This is a genomic window from Flavobacterium sp. GNP008 (assembly GCF_056428965.1).
Window position 1 is genome coordinate 635,924 of sequence record NZ_JBWJVL010000002.1, and the last position, 14,539, is coordinate 650,462.

10 protein-coding genes are annotated in these 14,539 nt (G+C 33.6%); 9 read left to right on the plus strand and 1 reads right to left on the minus strand.

The features are described 5' to 3' along the window. Positions 1–274: 274 nt before the first annotated feature. Positions 275–3,190 (minus strand): FAD-binding and (Fe-S)-binding domain-containing protein, encoded by a 2,916-nt coding sequence (locus AC0608_RS09125; protein ID WP_478288890.1) that lies wholly within the window; start codon positions 3,188–3,190, stop codon positions 275–277. Positions 3,191–3,458: 268 nt separating this feature from the next. Here AC0608_RS09125 and AC0608_RS09130 point away from each other — a divergent pair, with 268 nt between their 5' ends. The 9 genes from AC0608_RS09130 to AC0608_RS09170 all read left to right on the plus strand — a co-directional run bounded on the left by AC0608_RS09130 (position 3,459) and on the right by AC0608_RS09170 (position 14,504). Further along, positions 3,459–4,991 carry a glycoside hydrolase family 10-like protein gene (locus AC0608_RS09130; RefSeq protein ID WP_478288847.1) on the plus strand — a complete coding sequence of 511 codons (1,533 nt, stop codon included), beginning with the start codon at positions 3,459–3,461 and terminating at the stop codon, positions 4,989–4,991. A gap of 30 nt (positions 4,992–5,021) precedes the next feature. Beyond that, positions 5,022–6,290, plus strand: a complete 1,269-nt coding sequence (locus AC0608_RS09135; RefSeq protein ID WP_478288848.1) for an MFS transporter — start codon at positions 5,022–5,024, stop codon at positions 6,288–6,290. A 117-nt stretch (positions 6,291–6,407) separates the two neighbouring features. Beyond that, entirely contained in the window at positions 6,408–8,018 is a 1,611-nt protein-coding gene (locus tag AC0608_RS09140) for a glycoside hydrolase family 3 protein (RefSeq protein ID WP_478288849.1), read from the plus strand. 357 nt (positions 8,019–8,375) lie between these two features. Further along, positions 8,376–8,825: a ferritin-like domain-containing protein gene (locus AC0608_RS09145; protein WP_417989888.1), complete on the plus strand. Its 450-nt coding sequence runs from the start codon at positions 8,376–8,378 to the stop codon at positions 8,823–8,825. Between the two features lie 252 nt (positions 8,826–9,077). Continuing rightward, a complete protein-coding gene (locus AC0608_RS09150; protein ID WP_073355583.1) occupies positions 9,078–9,272 on the plus strand; it encodes a hypothetical protein in 195 nt (64 codons plus the stop codon). A 714-nt stretch (positions 9,273–9,986) separates the two neighbouring features. Beyond that, positions 9,987–10,355, plus strand: coding sequence for a DUF892 family protein (locus tag AC0608_RS09155; RefSeq protein WP_478288850.1), 369 nt, complete (start codon positions 9,987–9,989; stop codon positions 10,353–10,355). Between the two features lie 3 nt (positions 10,356–10,358). After that, entirely contained in the window at positions 10,359–11,741 is a 1,383-nt protein-coding gene (locus AC0608_RS09160) for an NAD-dependent succinate-semialdehyde dehydrogenase (protein ID WP_478288851.1), read from the plus strand. 554 nt (positions 11,742–12,295) lie between these two features. Continuing rightward, complete coding sequence (locus tag AC0608_RS09165) at positions 12,296–13,384, plus strand: alkene reductase (RefSeq protein ID WP_478288852.1); 1,089 nt, start codon at positions 12,296–12,298, stop codon at positions 13,382–13,384. A 58-nt stretch (positions 13,385–13,442) separates the two neighbouring features. Then, the gene (locus tag AC0608_RS09170; RefSeq protein WP_478288853.1) at positions 13,443–14,504 is read left to right on the plus strand and encodes a class I fructose-bisphosphate aldolase; all 1,062 of its coding nucleotides are present in this window, start codon (positions 13,443–13,445) and stop codon (positions 14,502–14,504) included. Positions 14,505–14,539: the final 35 nt, after the last annotated feature.

Genomic DNA, 14,539 nt, shown 5'->3' on the forward strand with positions numbered 1-14,539 from the left:
AAAATAAATTTTATCATTAAAAGTTAATATATTGTAAATTGTATGTCTTTATGTTGAGGATAATGTAAATTATCTTCAAAATTCAAAAGTATAAAACAAATTGAATTAATAGAGTTTCTCTAACAATTTATTTTTATTATTTTTTAAAAAAGATAAAATGATTTTTTTTATTACTTTACAAAGTCAAATTATACATAATTACTCTAATAAAAGAAAAACACTTGAAACGGACATAAAGTATTATAGGGTTCAAAAATCATATCAAACTAGAAAATCATTTCAGACAACTTCTTAGAATAGTAACCGGATGTAAGGCCTTTCTGCTTGTCCCATCAAAAATTTGATGACGGCAACTGGTTCCTGCAGCAGCAATAGTCACTTTAGTATCAGTTGCTCTAATTTTAGGAAACAAAGTATCTTCGCCCATTTGCATGCTGATTTCATAATGCTCTTTTTCATAACCAAAAGATCCTGCCATACCGCAGCATCCTGAATTATAAATAGTAACCGAATTGTTTTTAGGTATATTTAGCATTGCAAACGTCACTTCAATAGTACTTAAAGACTTTTGGTGGCAATGGCCGTGAATTTTTATTGTTTTTTCTTCATCAGAAAATTGTTCCGAATGAATTTTACCAGATGCAATCTCTTTTTTGAAAAATTCTTCGATTGTAAAAACATTTGGAGCTAATTTTTCGGCACTTTCTTTGTCGTCGGCTAATCGAATGTATTCGTCTCTAAAAGTTAATATTGCCGACGGCTCGATTCCTATCAATGGACAATCAGCAGTAATATAATCTGCAAAAACAGCAACGTTTATATTCGCAATTGCTTTTGCCTCCTCCAGAAAACCCTTTGAAATAAAAGCTCTTCCACTTTCTTCATGATCCACCAAAATCACTTCGTAACCCAATTCAGTCAATAATTCATACGCATCTATCCCCACTGAAACATCATAAAAATTAGTAAATTCATCACAAAACAAACATACTTTTCCGTTTACAAAAGAATCACTCGGTGCTTGATTCCAATTTTCTTCATACCATTTTCTAAACGTCTTTGGAGCCAAGAGAGGCACCTGTCTCTGAGATGCAATTCCCATACTTTTTTTAACCAAAGGAAAATTCACCATAAAATTGGTAAACCTAGGAAAAATGCTTCCTAAGTTATTGAGTTTTGCATTGAAGGCAAATATTTTATTGCGCAACGTAAATCCGTTTGCTTTTTGGTATTGGTATAAAAACTCCGATTTTAAAGCCGCAACATCTACATTACTGGGACATTCACTGGCACACGCTTTACAACTCACACACAATTCAAATACTTTATACAATTCTTCGTGATCAAATTTATTCACTTTCTCTGAATGTGTCAAATATTCGCGCAATGCATTAGCTCTGGCACGAGTCGTGTCCTTTTCATTTCGTGTGGCCCGATAACTGGGACATAAGGTTCCACCAGCAGAAGGGAGTTTCCTGCAATCACCGGACCCATTGCATTTCTCTGCTGCACGCAAAATCCCCATACTATCTGAGAAATCCTGAATCGTTTTTATATCCGGTTCTACCCGACCCGCTTCTACCCGAAGGTTCTCATCCATTTTGTAGGCATTTACAATTTTCCCGACATTCATCACTGTATTGGGATCAAAAGCATTTTTGATGCGTTTTAATAATTCATAATTTTTGTCTCCTATCATAAACTGCAAAAATTCTCCACGTACTATTCCGTCACCATGTTCCCCACTCAATGAACCTCTGTATTTTTTTACCAAGATTGCTACTTCGGTTGCGATGTTTCTAAATTGATGCAATCCTTCTTTTGTTTTTAGATTTAGAACAGGGCGTAAGTGAATTTCTCCCGCTCCGGCATGTGCATAATAAATGGCGCTCTGACCGTGACGTAGCATCTTTGCGGAAAACTCAGCAATATAATTTGGTAAATCACTCAATTCAACTGCAGTATCTTCTATGGAATCAGCCGCTTTATTATCTCCTACAATACTTCCTAAGAGTCCCAGACCTGCTTTGCGCAATTCATTTATTTTATCAATATCAGCACCATAAATTTTTGGCAAAGCATACCCGAAATTATTTCTTTCCAAATCAGCAATTAAATCATCAGCTTGTCTTTCGGCATCTTCCATACTGTGATGTGATGCCACTTCAAGCATAATAACTGCTTTTGGCTCTCCTTGAATAAAAAATCTATTTTTAGCTTGCTCTCGGTTGGTTTTGGTACAATTCAAAATCGTATCATCCATCATTTCGCAGGTATACAAATGATGTTTCATTGCAGTCACTACTGCTTCTAAACTTTCCTGAATGGTGTGAAAATGAGCTACTACCATAATATTATTCGTGGGTGGTACATCATCCACTTTCAACGTAATTTCTGTAGTAAAGGCCAAGGTTCCTTCACTTCCACAAAGGAGTTTTGCTACATTTATAGTTTTTTCTGTACCTCCAAAAAGTTCCGACTTTAATAACAAATCGATAGCATAACCGGTATTTCTTCGGTGAATTTCTGGTTTTGGAAATTCTTTTATAATTTCTTTTTGATTGTCTGTATTCGAAAGCTCCTCATATATAGTTTTGTAAATCGAACTTTCCAGTGTGTTCCCTTTTGTTTTTTCAATGAATTCTACCGAAGTCATTTCTTTGAAGGTAGCAAAACTTCCATCACTTAAAATAGCTTTTATCTCTACTATTTTATCCCGAGTAACCCCATAGCGTATCGACGTAGTTCCAGACGAATTATTGCCTACCATTCCACCTATCATACAACGGTTCGAGGTTGAAGTATTGGGTCCAAAAAATAATCCATGCGGTTTTAAGTACAAATTTAATTCGTCTCGAATCACTCCCGGCTGGACGGTAACCGTTTTTTTTATAGAATCAAAAGCGCCAATTTTAGTAAAATGTTTCGAAACATCTATAATAATTCCGCTACCCACAGTTTGACCTGCCAAGGAAGTACCGGCAGTTCTAGGTGTAACCGAAATCTTGTTTTTTGATGCAAAACAAATGATTTTGACAATATCTTCCTCTGATTTTGGAATGGCTACTGCAACAGGCATAATTCTGTATGCTGAAGCATCCGTAGCATAAAGGGTCTTGTGCAGCTCGTCATAAAAAAGTGTTCCTTCTAATGATTGAGATAACTGCAGTAATGAAAGGGAAGTTGGCATGATCAAAGACATTATATTTTAAAAAACTGATGCTATAGCATTTTTGACAAATATAAATATTATAGACTGTCAAAAAATTAAAAATCAAATAAGAAAAATCAAATAGTCTTTAATCAAATTTAAAATCCGATCAAATACTACTTAATACTGATTTAGAAAAATATGGCAAAGAAATTGTGTTGATAAAATAAGTTAAATTTTAAAACCAATTTATCTGGTAAATTTCACTAAAAAAACTATTTTTGAATACTTTATAAACAAGACTTTAATGAAAAATTTCAAGCGCACCTTTTTGCTTTTCTCCTTCTTTTTACTTTCTGTTTGGAATGGAAACGCACAAGGATTAGTTACGAATCCTAAAAATGAATTTAGAGCCGTTTGGATTGCTACCGTAGTCAATATTGACTGGCCAAAAACCAGTACAGATAATGTTGCCAAACAAAAGGCAGATTACATTGAGATTTTAGACACCTATAAGAAATTAAATTACAATGCGGTCATCGTTCAGATTCGAAGTGTTGGGGATGCATTTTATCCTTCCGAATTTGCACCTTGGTCTCGCTTTTTGACTGGGAAAGAAGGCCAGGCACCAAAACCTTATTTTGACACCTTAGCTTGGATGATTGCTGAAACCCATGCCAGAGGCTTTGAATTTCATGCTTGGATGAATCCCTACAGAGCCACGATGGACTATAACACTTCGCTTTTAAGCCCACAACATGATTTTTTCAAACATCCGGACTGGATGATTAAATACGGCGGTAAATATTATTACAATCCGGCATTACCAGAAGTTCAAAATCACTTAACAGCTGTTGTGGAAGAAGTGGTTAGTAATTATGATATTGATGCAATCCATTTTGACGATTATTTTTACCCGTATCGAATAAAAGGAGAATTATTTGATGACACTGATGCTTTCAAAAAATACGGGAATGGATTGAGTTTAGCTGACTGGAGACGCTCTAATGTAAATGATTTTGTGAAATGTGTTTCAATTTCGATTAAAAACATCAAACCTTGGGTACAGTTTGGCATCAGCCCGTTTGGAGTATGGCGTAATAAATCAGTAGACCCAAGAGGTTCCGAAACGGAAGCCGGACAAACTAATTATGATGATTTGTTTGCGGATCCTTTGGCGTGGATGGAAAACAAATGGATCGATTACCTAGTTCCACAATTGTACTGGAGTATGGATCATCCTAAGGCTTCGTATTCAAAATTATTGCGTTGGTGGTCTGAAAACTCCAAAAACACTGCTGTTTATATTGGAAATGGAACCTATAAAATTAATGCCGATTCCGACAAAAGATGGAATAATCCTAATGAGATTCCAAATCAAATAGACATTACAAGATCCTATAAAAACATTCAAGGAAATGCTTTTTTTAGTGCCAAATCCTTTTTGAATAAAAATCAGAGCGTGACTCGATTATTGGAAAACAATCAATACAAATACCCCGCACTGCCGTTTGTTGTTCCAAATTTTATTAAAAAAATGGCGATTGTTCCCACAGCAAATAATGTTTTGATAAATCCAGTGTCCTCCAGTTTTAATGTTACTTATCCGTTGTACAGTAAAGTGCGTTATGTAATGGTTTATGGCGCTAAATTCAATTCGAAAATTGATATTACTAATCCTAGTCAAATTATTGATAAAGTTGCGTTTAAAGAAAATAATAATACTATTGAAGTCGTAATACCAACTTACAAATTAGACAAAAATACCAGCTGTGCCATTACATTCATTGATTTTTATGGTAATGAAAGTGAAGCAACTCTAGTAAACTTTACATTATAAATTCAATTGAATATTATTATTCCTTTTTAAATGAGAAAAGACAACAGCCCTTGGTTTTGGATTCCACTCTTAAATTTTGCTTCAGGTTTTCCCTACGCTATCATAATATCTGTATCGGTGATTATGTACAAAAGTTTAGGAATTGATAATGAAGATATCGGTGTATATACTAGTTTATTATACTTGCCTTGGGTTATTAAACCATTATGGAGTCCCTTTATAGATTTATATGCTACTAAAAGAAAATGGTTTCTTACGATGCAATTGGTAATTGCTATAGCCTTTTTGATTGTCGGATTAACCATTCCTATGAGTAATTTTTTTGTATTAAGCCTAGCAATTTTTTGGGTAGCGGCATTTGCGTCTGCCTCAAATGATGTGGCAAGCGATGGTTTCTATTTATTGGCTTTAGAAAAAGAACAACAATCTTTTTTCTTAGGAATTCGAAGTACTTTTTACCGACTTTCTATGCTTACTGCCAACGGCTTAATCGTAATCCTAGGGGGATTTCTAGAGCATAAATATGGAGATAAAAGCAAAGCTTGGTCCTACACAATGATAATTGTTGCCCTAATAATGGCTTTTCTAACCGTATATAACTTTTTTACCACTCCAAAAACAGAGAACACTAAAGTTACAACCCAAACAGAAAACAAACAGAGTTTCGGCGTTGTTTTTAAAACCTTTTTCCAAAAGAAACAAATTGGAATTGTATTGGCTTTCATATTGCTTTTTAGATTAGGAGAATCTCAATTATTAAAAATGTTAACCCCTTTTTTAATAGACGACACAACCAAAGGTGGCATGGGATTAACGACTGAGGAAGTAGGCATCATTTATGGGACATTTGGAGTAGCAGCACTGGTAATTGGTGGAATTTTAGGTGGAATAGCGATTTCAAAAGGAGGACTTGGCAAATGGATGCTACCCATGATTTTAGCAATGCACTTGCCGATAATAGGATTTATTTTTCTTTCTCATTTTCATCCTAGTTCTGTTTTTTATATTTATCTTACTGTAATTGCAGAACAATTTGGTTATGGATTTGGGTTCGCTGCCTTTATGATGTATTTAATTTATGTGGCTGATGGTGCATCTAAAACGTCCCACTACTCCATCGCAACAGGATTTATGGCTTTAGGAATGATGCTTCCTGGAATGCTTAGTGGCTACATTCAGGAATATCTGGGATATGGAAATTTCTTTATTTGGGTGTTTTTAGCTACGATACCAGGATTAATACTTTCCAGATTTTTAATCTTTCCAGCTAATTTTGGTAAGAAAGTGGAACAAGTATAAATGATATAAACTTCAACCCTGCAAGAAACCTAAGTCCATTCAAGCTAGTATTTCTAAGCCTCTAATGTGAACTTCCATTTCTATAAGGCTAAAAATTATTGTTAAAACTATTTCAAAATGACATTAGAACAAAAAATAGGGCAAATTTTCTTCCCTGCAGTTTTCATTAATGATACCGAAGAGAACATACAAGCAACGGAACGATTAATTAGAGAGTACAACGTAGGTGGATTAACTTTTTTTCATAGCAGAGCCAGTGCCGCAACGAATTATGAAAATAAAAATAAAGTAGTTCCTAACGATACTAGTGTTCAGCGTCTAAAGGAACTTGTGATAAGGTATCAAAACTGTGCTACTACTCCCTTATTAATGAGCATTGACGCAGAATGGGGATTGGCGATGCGTGTTGAAAAAACACCACAATATCCTTATGCCATTACACTTGGAGCTTTACCCGAAAGTGAAAAACATTTGGTTTATGAAGTGGGAAAACAAATTGGTTTAGACTTAAAATCAGTGGGAATTCATTATAACCTAGCACCTTTAGCAGACATCAATAATAATCCGAATAACCCTGTAATTGGGTATCGCTCCTTTGGGCAAAATAAAGAAAAAGTGACTTTATTTGCCCTTGAATATTTAAGAGGGATGAATGATGTGGGAATTTTAGGTTGCCTTAAACATTTTCCCGGACATGGTAACACCAATGTAGATTCCCATTTGGGTTTACCCATTTTAGAAGAGACATTGGAAGAATTATTAACCAATGAATTGTACCCTTTTATAAAAGGTATCGAGAATAATGTCGATTCGATTATGATTGGGCATTTAGCTGTCCCTGCTTTGAATGAAGGAAAGAACACTTCGGCAACGTTGTCCAAATCTATAATTGAAACCCTTTTGCGCAAGGAATTAGGGTATGATGGTTTAGTGATTTCGGATGCGTTGAATATGCACAGTGTTTCAAAATTATACCAAAAAAAAGGACAACTGGAATGGGAAGCTTTCATCGCCGGAAATGATGTATTGTGTTTTGCTGAAAATGTCCCCGAGGGAATTCAGGAAATTCTAAAAAATGCGACACCGGAACGAATTGAAGCCAGTTTCCAACGCATTTTGAAATGCAAGAAAAAAGTAGGAATTGTTGATGGGAAACTGAGTTTACCAAATCTTTCTGAAAGTACATTTAATTTTGAAGCTTGTTCGATTTTAAATCAAAATATTGCTCAAAACTGCATGACAAAAATCAAAGACAACCATAATACTGTGACTGTTTTTGATGCTAAAAATAGAGAAGATCTTGCCAAAGTGAGTATCTATAAAAATAGTGACAATCCGTTTTTCAAAAACTTGACTACAGCTATACCTTCTCCTGAATTTTATTATGGATCTGGAGGATCTACAGCTCTAAATGAATTAGAAAAAAATCTAAATCGATTTGATACTTTGGTCATTTCTTTATTTGTTCCTAAAGCAAAACCTTTAAATAATTTTGATATTGAAGATGCAGTACTTCAATTTTTAGGTAAGTTGTTAACGTCAAAAAAATGCATTTTATATGTTTTTGGAAATCCTTACGTCCTTCAAATTATTCCAAATCTCACGTATGCTTTAGGAATTATTCAAATGTATCAAGACACTACTGAATTTCAAGAAATCGCCGCAGAACACCTTTTAGAAAATACTAAATGCAAAGGAATTCTTCCTGTAATTGTTTCTTTTTTATAATCATCACCTTACAATTACATAAGATTCATACTAAAAGACTTTCTATGATGCATTGAATAGTAACTTGATGACAATAAACTAATATATACTATTCCGCTTTAGGGAAAATTATTTAAGCGTTGTTTACTATTTGTTTTAATATGTTATTTATACATACAAATCCAATTCATTAAATTTATTTTAATTATAATAAAAAAAAATTATTAGCCATTATAAATTTACCCTTTCACACACTAAATCAGCAACTTACAATATGCGAATGTTATAATAAAAAATAATAATTGTGTAAAAATCAAACCTTCATTTGTTCTCATCTTTGTATCGTTAAACTTAATTATCAATCTAAATACTAAAAAGATGAATACTGAAAAATCAATTAGCATAATAAATTCTCTTATTCAAATCAATAATGATAGAATTGAAGGTTATGAAACTGCTTCAAAAGAAGCGGATGAAACAGACTTAAAAACACTATTTTCTCATTTTACAGAAACCAGTTTAAAATGCAAAGCTGAACTTGTTGCTGAAGTAAAAAAATTAGGAGGAGAACCTAAAGAAGGAACTACAACTTCCGGTAAATTTTACAGAGTTTGGATGGACATCAAATCGGCAATTACAGGCAGTGATAGAAAAGCAATCATTAATTCTTGTGAATATGGAGAAGATGTAGCTGTTCAGACCTATCTAGATGCTTTGAAAGAAAGCGAGAACTTATCTCCAGATCAGGTCATGATGCTCAAGCAACAACATTTACTTATAAAAGCGGATCACGATAAAGTGAAGCACTTAAAAGATATCATGGAGTAAGTTACATCCTTCCGATCAGCAACAGTATTTATCTAAACCACTAAATAATATGTACATTTCTGGTTCCGCAAGTGTAAATGATATAAGTTTTTTAAAAAATTTTATAACATTTAGCATCAATAATCATAATATATTTGCTAAATAGTTATAACTTTAATAAAAAAAGAGATAATTATTTTGAAATGCATTTTTTAAATCAATTTGATTAAAAATTGATTTAAAAAAAGAAATATAAATCTTAAAAAAAAAATTATGAATCTTAAAAGAATCTTTGGAGCATTACTTACTGCTCTTGGAATAGGTGGTCTTATTTACACTGCAGTTATATTTGCAGGAACATCAGGTGAAACTAGAGATGTAAAATCGCTAATTATTTATGGTATCCTTGGAATTATTTTCTTTGTTTCTGGAATTAGCTTAGTTCGTACTACTAAAGACGAATCATAAATTTTAGTTCCGAAAAAGTTAGATTGCAAAACAATTTAAGTGCAATTCAAACGATTAGAAAAAATTTGCAACAATATGCTCTTTAGATTCTCTTTGCTTTTCTAGCAGAGAGAATTTATTTTATATACAATACAACCATCCTTTGCTTGCTAAATATTTAATATATAAAAATATTTAGCATTATATAATTGAAAATCAGGTATTTGTTACATAAATTATACTTAAATTTAATAATTATAATTTTATTGTAAAAAAAGTGAATTTAATAAATTCACTTTTCTATTTCTAAATTAATACTGCCTTTTATGAAATAAAAAAGAGCCCTGTTAATTAATCCATATTGGTAAGCTTTAATAAAATATTACATGTCATTGAAGCTCTAAAAAAATTACACTATTTAGGAATTGACGTTTATAATTATTCAAGACGATTTAATTCAACACTTTAATCGCTTTCAAGCGTATTAATTATTCGAAAATTAAGGTTTTTTATTAAGGAAGCATTGAATCAAATTACCTCAACAACTTTAAAAAAACTTACTGATTTTGAAGAGGATTTTCCATTCCAAGACGAACTGAAATATTAAATAGGTATATTAACTTTCCAAACTTATATATGTGAATTTTACAATTTCTCTTTAATATTATGTAATGAATACCAAGCTATTAAGGCTCAACTTTACAATATTGAACTACGGTCTATAAATTTAAACAAATGAAAAGTACAATCACTAAATCGGATAGAAAAGCCATGCTAAAAAAAGGGAAAGGAAATTCAGACCAAACAACTCCTGAAACTAATAAAAGTTGTCGTAATGTTTTTGTTGAGGAATTAAAAGAAATTTACTTGACAGAAAAAGCACTCATCATCTCGATTCCTATAATGATCCAGAATGCCGCTACTGATGAATTAGTAAAAGCACTAAAAGTCCATTTGGATTTTACATTACAACATATAAAACGCCTTGAGGATTTTTTTAATTCAATAGGAGAAACAGAAATCATATTAAAATACGAGGCAATGTACGGATTAAACACACCTGAAAACCTACAAAAAAAGCCGATTAACCCTTCTAAAAAATAAAAAATGGCTATTCAAACTGTTAATCCTAATACTAATAAAGTCGAACGAACATTTGATGAAATGACGGATGAAGTTGTAGATCTGTTAATTGCGCAATCTGCTGAAACATTCGTTACATGGAAAGAAAAAAATTATGAAAGCCGTGCTCAAATATTACATAAAGTCGCATCATTAATGCGAGAGAAAAAAGAATCATTGGCTAAAATAATAACCCAAGAAATGGGTAAACTAATAGCTCAAGCCGAAAGTGAAATTCTATTAAGTGCCGCTATTTTTGATTATTATGCAACTCATGCTGCAAAATTTCTGGAAGACAAACATTTAGAGCCTACAACGGGCAGTGCATATATCCGTTGCAGTCCAATAGGCGTACTATTTGGAGTGGAACCATGGAATTTTCCATTTTATCAAGTTGCCCGGTTTGCAGCACCTAACCTAATGGTAGGAAATACAGTACTTGTCAAACATGCCTCCATGGTGCCACAATGTGCTTTAGCCATTGAAGCTCTATTCCAAGAAGCAGGTGCTCAAAAAGGACTTTACACCAACTTATTCATATCCGCAAAACGTGCCACTTCCCTAGTTTCTGACAAGAGAATTAAAGGCGTTTCATTGACAGGAAGCGAAGAAGCTGGCGCAAGCATAGCCGCTGAAGCAGGAAAAAATTTAAAAAAATCAGTATTGGAATTGGGCGGTAGTGATGCTTTCATTATTCTTGAAGATGCAGATATAGATAAAGTAGTCGAATGGGCGGTAGTGGGTCGAATTAATAACAACGGTGAGTCTTGTGTTGCATCTAAAAGGTTTATAGCCTTAGAAGCAGTTGCAGACGAGTTTATTGAAAAATTCAAAGAAAAACTATCCAATTTAATTGTAGGAGACCCAATGGATCCTAAAACGCAATTAGGACCAATGAGCAGTGAAGAAGCCGCTGTGCATATTATTGACCAAATTAGAAAATCTGTGGATGCAGGAGCTACTCTTTTATTAGGAGGTACACGTTCTAATTTGCCGGGTGCTTTTGTCCAACCAACAATATTAACTGATTTAAAGCCAGAAATTCCGGCTTATTATGAAGAAATATTTGGTCCGGTAGCTTCTTTCTACCGTGTAAAGGATGAGGAATCAGCGATTATTTTAGCTAATGATTCTGATTTTGGACTTGGTTGTTCTATATTCAGTCAAGATATAGCTCGTGCGGAACGTATTGCGGATAAAATTGATACTGGAATGGTATTTATAAACCATCCAACCGGAACTCAGCCGGATTTACCTTTTGGAGGTACAAAAGGTTCTGGATATGGTAGAGAACTATCCGAATTAGGAATCCATGAATTTGTAAATAAAAAATTAATTCGCATTAGCGACATTTCGGATCCATTATAAATTTAAAGTAGAACATAGAATAGCAATACATTCTGTTAGGTAACATTTTTTCTGGTTTGCCAGATTGGCGTAACGGCATCAAGAACATAGGGGTTTTCCAATCTTCCGCCTATGACCAACGAAATGGTACACGAGCTTGATAACCGTTAATCAGAGTATAAATAAAAATGTTACCTAACTTTTTTAAAAAATAAAATTACTTTCAAACTAACGAGTAAATTCTCAATCAATAATTCTGATACACTAGTAATTATTTTATGTTGTTAGTAATACTTTAAAGATTTAGTTTAAGAATTATTGTACAATGGAGAAATATACTACCATTAAATTCGCTGTAGGTATTTACTGCAAGTATTTAAAAAACATCTTCAAATACATGTCACCAAACAACTAAAAATCCCAATTAAATAAATTCTAAGAGAAGAGCTATCCAATAGTTGTTTCAACCAGAACTTAGGAGATGCTAATTGCTTATTAACGACTATTGCATTATTATAATTTTAAAATCAGTTAAATATAAGTACCTTTATAACAACACCTTAAGAATTATTAAAATGAAAAAAAATAATTTATTTACACCAATAAAACTGGGTTCAATCGATTTGAAAAACAGAATTGTAATGGCACCAATGACCAGATGCAGAGCGATTGGAAATGTACCCAATGAACTAATGGCTAAATATTATAATCAACGTTCAAGTGCTGGCTTAATCATAACTGAAGGAACATCACCATCACCTAACGGATTAGGCTATGCTAGAATTCCTGGGATTTTTAATGCCGAACAAGTCGAAGGATGGAAAAAAACTACAGCTGCTGTTCATAAAAGTGGTGGAAAAATAATAGTGCAACTAATGCACTCCGGAAGGATTAGTCATCCGCTAAACATGCCCAAAGGCACTCAAATACTTGCACCCTCCCAAGTAAAAGCAGCGGGACAAATGTGGACGGATACTAATGGTTTACAGGATTTTGTTGTTCCCAATGAAATGACTCTTCAAGATATTTTACATGCCAAAACAGAATATATTTCTGCTGCAGAAAATGCCCTATTTGCAGGATTTGATGGTGTAGAATTACATGCTGCCAATGGATATTTATTGGAAGAATTTCTCTCGCCAGTAAGTAATATACGAACCGATAAATATGGAGGAAGTATAGAAAATCGATGTAAATTTGTCATAGAAGTAGTTACAGCAGTGGCTCAGGCCATTGGAAAAGAAAAGACCGGAATACGATTATCTCCTTATGGAGTAGCAAGCGATATGCCCCATTATCCTGAAATTGAAGCCACTTACGATTACTTATCTAAAGAACTGAACAAGCTGGAAATTGCTCACATTCATCTTGTAGATCATTCCGGCATGGGTGCTCCAGCTGTCCCTTTGGAAATAAAAAAATTAATCCGTGATAACTTCCAGAATACTTTAATTAGTTGTGGCGGTTATACTAAAGAAAGTGCCGAAGAAGCCCTAGAAACAGGACTTGCTGATCTTATCGCTTTTGGAAGACCTTTTATTAATAATCCAGATTTAGTAGATAGATTTCAAAATAATTGGCCCTTATCTCAAGACCTCAACATGGATTTATTTTATACTGCTGATGAAAAAGGATATACAGATTATTCTGTTTATAAATCTTAACTCAGCCCAATCGTGACTTTTAAAATATTTTTTTTATACCAATTACACCAAATTGACAATGAAAGATATATCCCAATTACTCACTTTATTAGGCGATGAGAAAGACACTTTGTTAAACCACGTTTGTAAAACAATTCCAAAAGATCTGATTAATTTGCCCAATCCGTCTACTATTGACACCTTTTTTTTACAAAGCAATCGAAATGGACAAACCATTCGGAGTTTAACGCAACTCTACCACCATGGCCGACTTTCAGATACTGGCTATCTTTCCATTTTACCAGTAGACCAGGGAATTGAGCATACTGCGGGAAGCTCTTTCGCTCCAAATCCATTGTATTTTGATCCAGAAAATATTATCAAGCTAGCTATTGAAGCAGACTGTAATGCTGTTGCCTCGACAATGGGAGGTCTTGCAATGCTATCGAGAAAGTATGCTCATAAAATTCCGTTTGTAGTAAAAATTAATCATAACGAATTAATGACGTATCCTAATAAATATAATCAAATCATGTTTGGAAACGTCCGAAATGCTTGGAATATGGGAGCTATAGCTATAGGAGCTACAGTATACTTTGGGTCTGCCGAATCCGACAGGCAAATCATAGAAGTAGCAAAGGCTTTTGAAGAAGCCCATAATTTAGGTATGGCAACAATACTTTGGTGTTATTCCAGAAATGATGCTTTTATAAAAAAAGGAATTGATTATAATACGGCGGCTGACATAACAGGACAGGCAAATTATCTGGGCGTTTCAATTCAGGCAGATATTATTAAACAAAAATTACCACTCCTTAATGGTGGTTTTACTTCTATAAAATTTGCCAAGACTAATCCCGATATGTACACCAAATTATCCAGTGCTCACCCTATAGATTTATGCCGTTATCAGGTTATAAATTGTTATTCTGGTCGTATTGGAATGATTAATTCTGGTGGCGAATCAAAAGGGGATATCGATTTAGCAGAAGCTATAAAAACAGCTGTAATAAATAAAAGAGCGGGTGGAGCAGGAATGATAATGGGCCGAAAAGCTTTTCAACGCCCCTTTAGCGATGGCGTAAAACTTATACATGCCGTACAAGAAATTTATTTAGCTAAAGAAATTTCAATAGCCTAACGCACATATTTAGGTAGTATTTACTCTTGTACCAT

Excerpts from the sequence above, each read along its gene's own strand:
- AC0608_RS09145 (WP_417989888.1), top strand. The coding sequence starts at position 8,376 with ATGAATACTGAAAAATCAATTAGCATAATAAATTCTCTTATTCAAATC.
- AC0608_RS09130 (WP_478288847.1), top strand. The coding sequence starts at position 3,459 with ATGAAAAATTTCAAGCGCACCTTTTTGCTTTTCTCCTTCTTTTTACTT.
- AC0608_RS09170 (WP_478288853.1), top strand. The coding sequence starts at position 13,443 with ATGAAAGATATATCCCAATTACTCACTTTATTAGGCGATGAGAAAGAC.
- AC0608_RS09150 (WP_073355583.1), top strand. The coding sequence starts at position 9,078 with ATGAATCTTAAAAGAATCTTTGGAGCATTACTTACTGCTCTTGGAATA.
- AC0608_RS09155 (WP_478288850.1), top strand. The coding sequence starts at position 9,987 with ATGAAAAGTACAATCACTAAATCGGATAGAAAAGCCATGCTAAAAAAA.
- AC0608_RS09125 (WP_478288890.1), bottom strand. The coding sequence starts at position 3,190 with ATGCCAACTTCCCTTTCATTACTGCAGTTATCTCAATCATTAGAAGGA.
- AC0608_RS09165 (WP_478288852.1), top strand. The coding sequence starts at position 12,296 with ATGAAAAAAAATAATTTATTTACACCAATAAAACTGGGTTCAATCGAT.
- AC0608_RS09160 (WP_478288851.1), top strand. The coding sequence starts at position 10,359 with ATGGCTATTCAAACTGTTAATCCTAATACTAATAAAGTCGAACGAACA.
- AC0608_RS09135 (WP_478288848.1), top strand. The coding sequence starts at position 5,022 with ATGAGAAAAGACAACAGCCCTTGGTTTTGGATTCCACTCTTAAATTTT.
- AC0608_RS09140 (WP_478288849.1), top strand. The coding sequence starts at position 6,408 with ATGACATTAGAACAAAAAATAGGGCAAATTTTCTTCCCTGCAGTTTTC.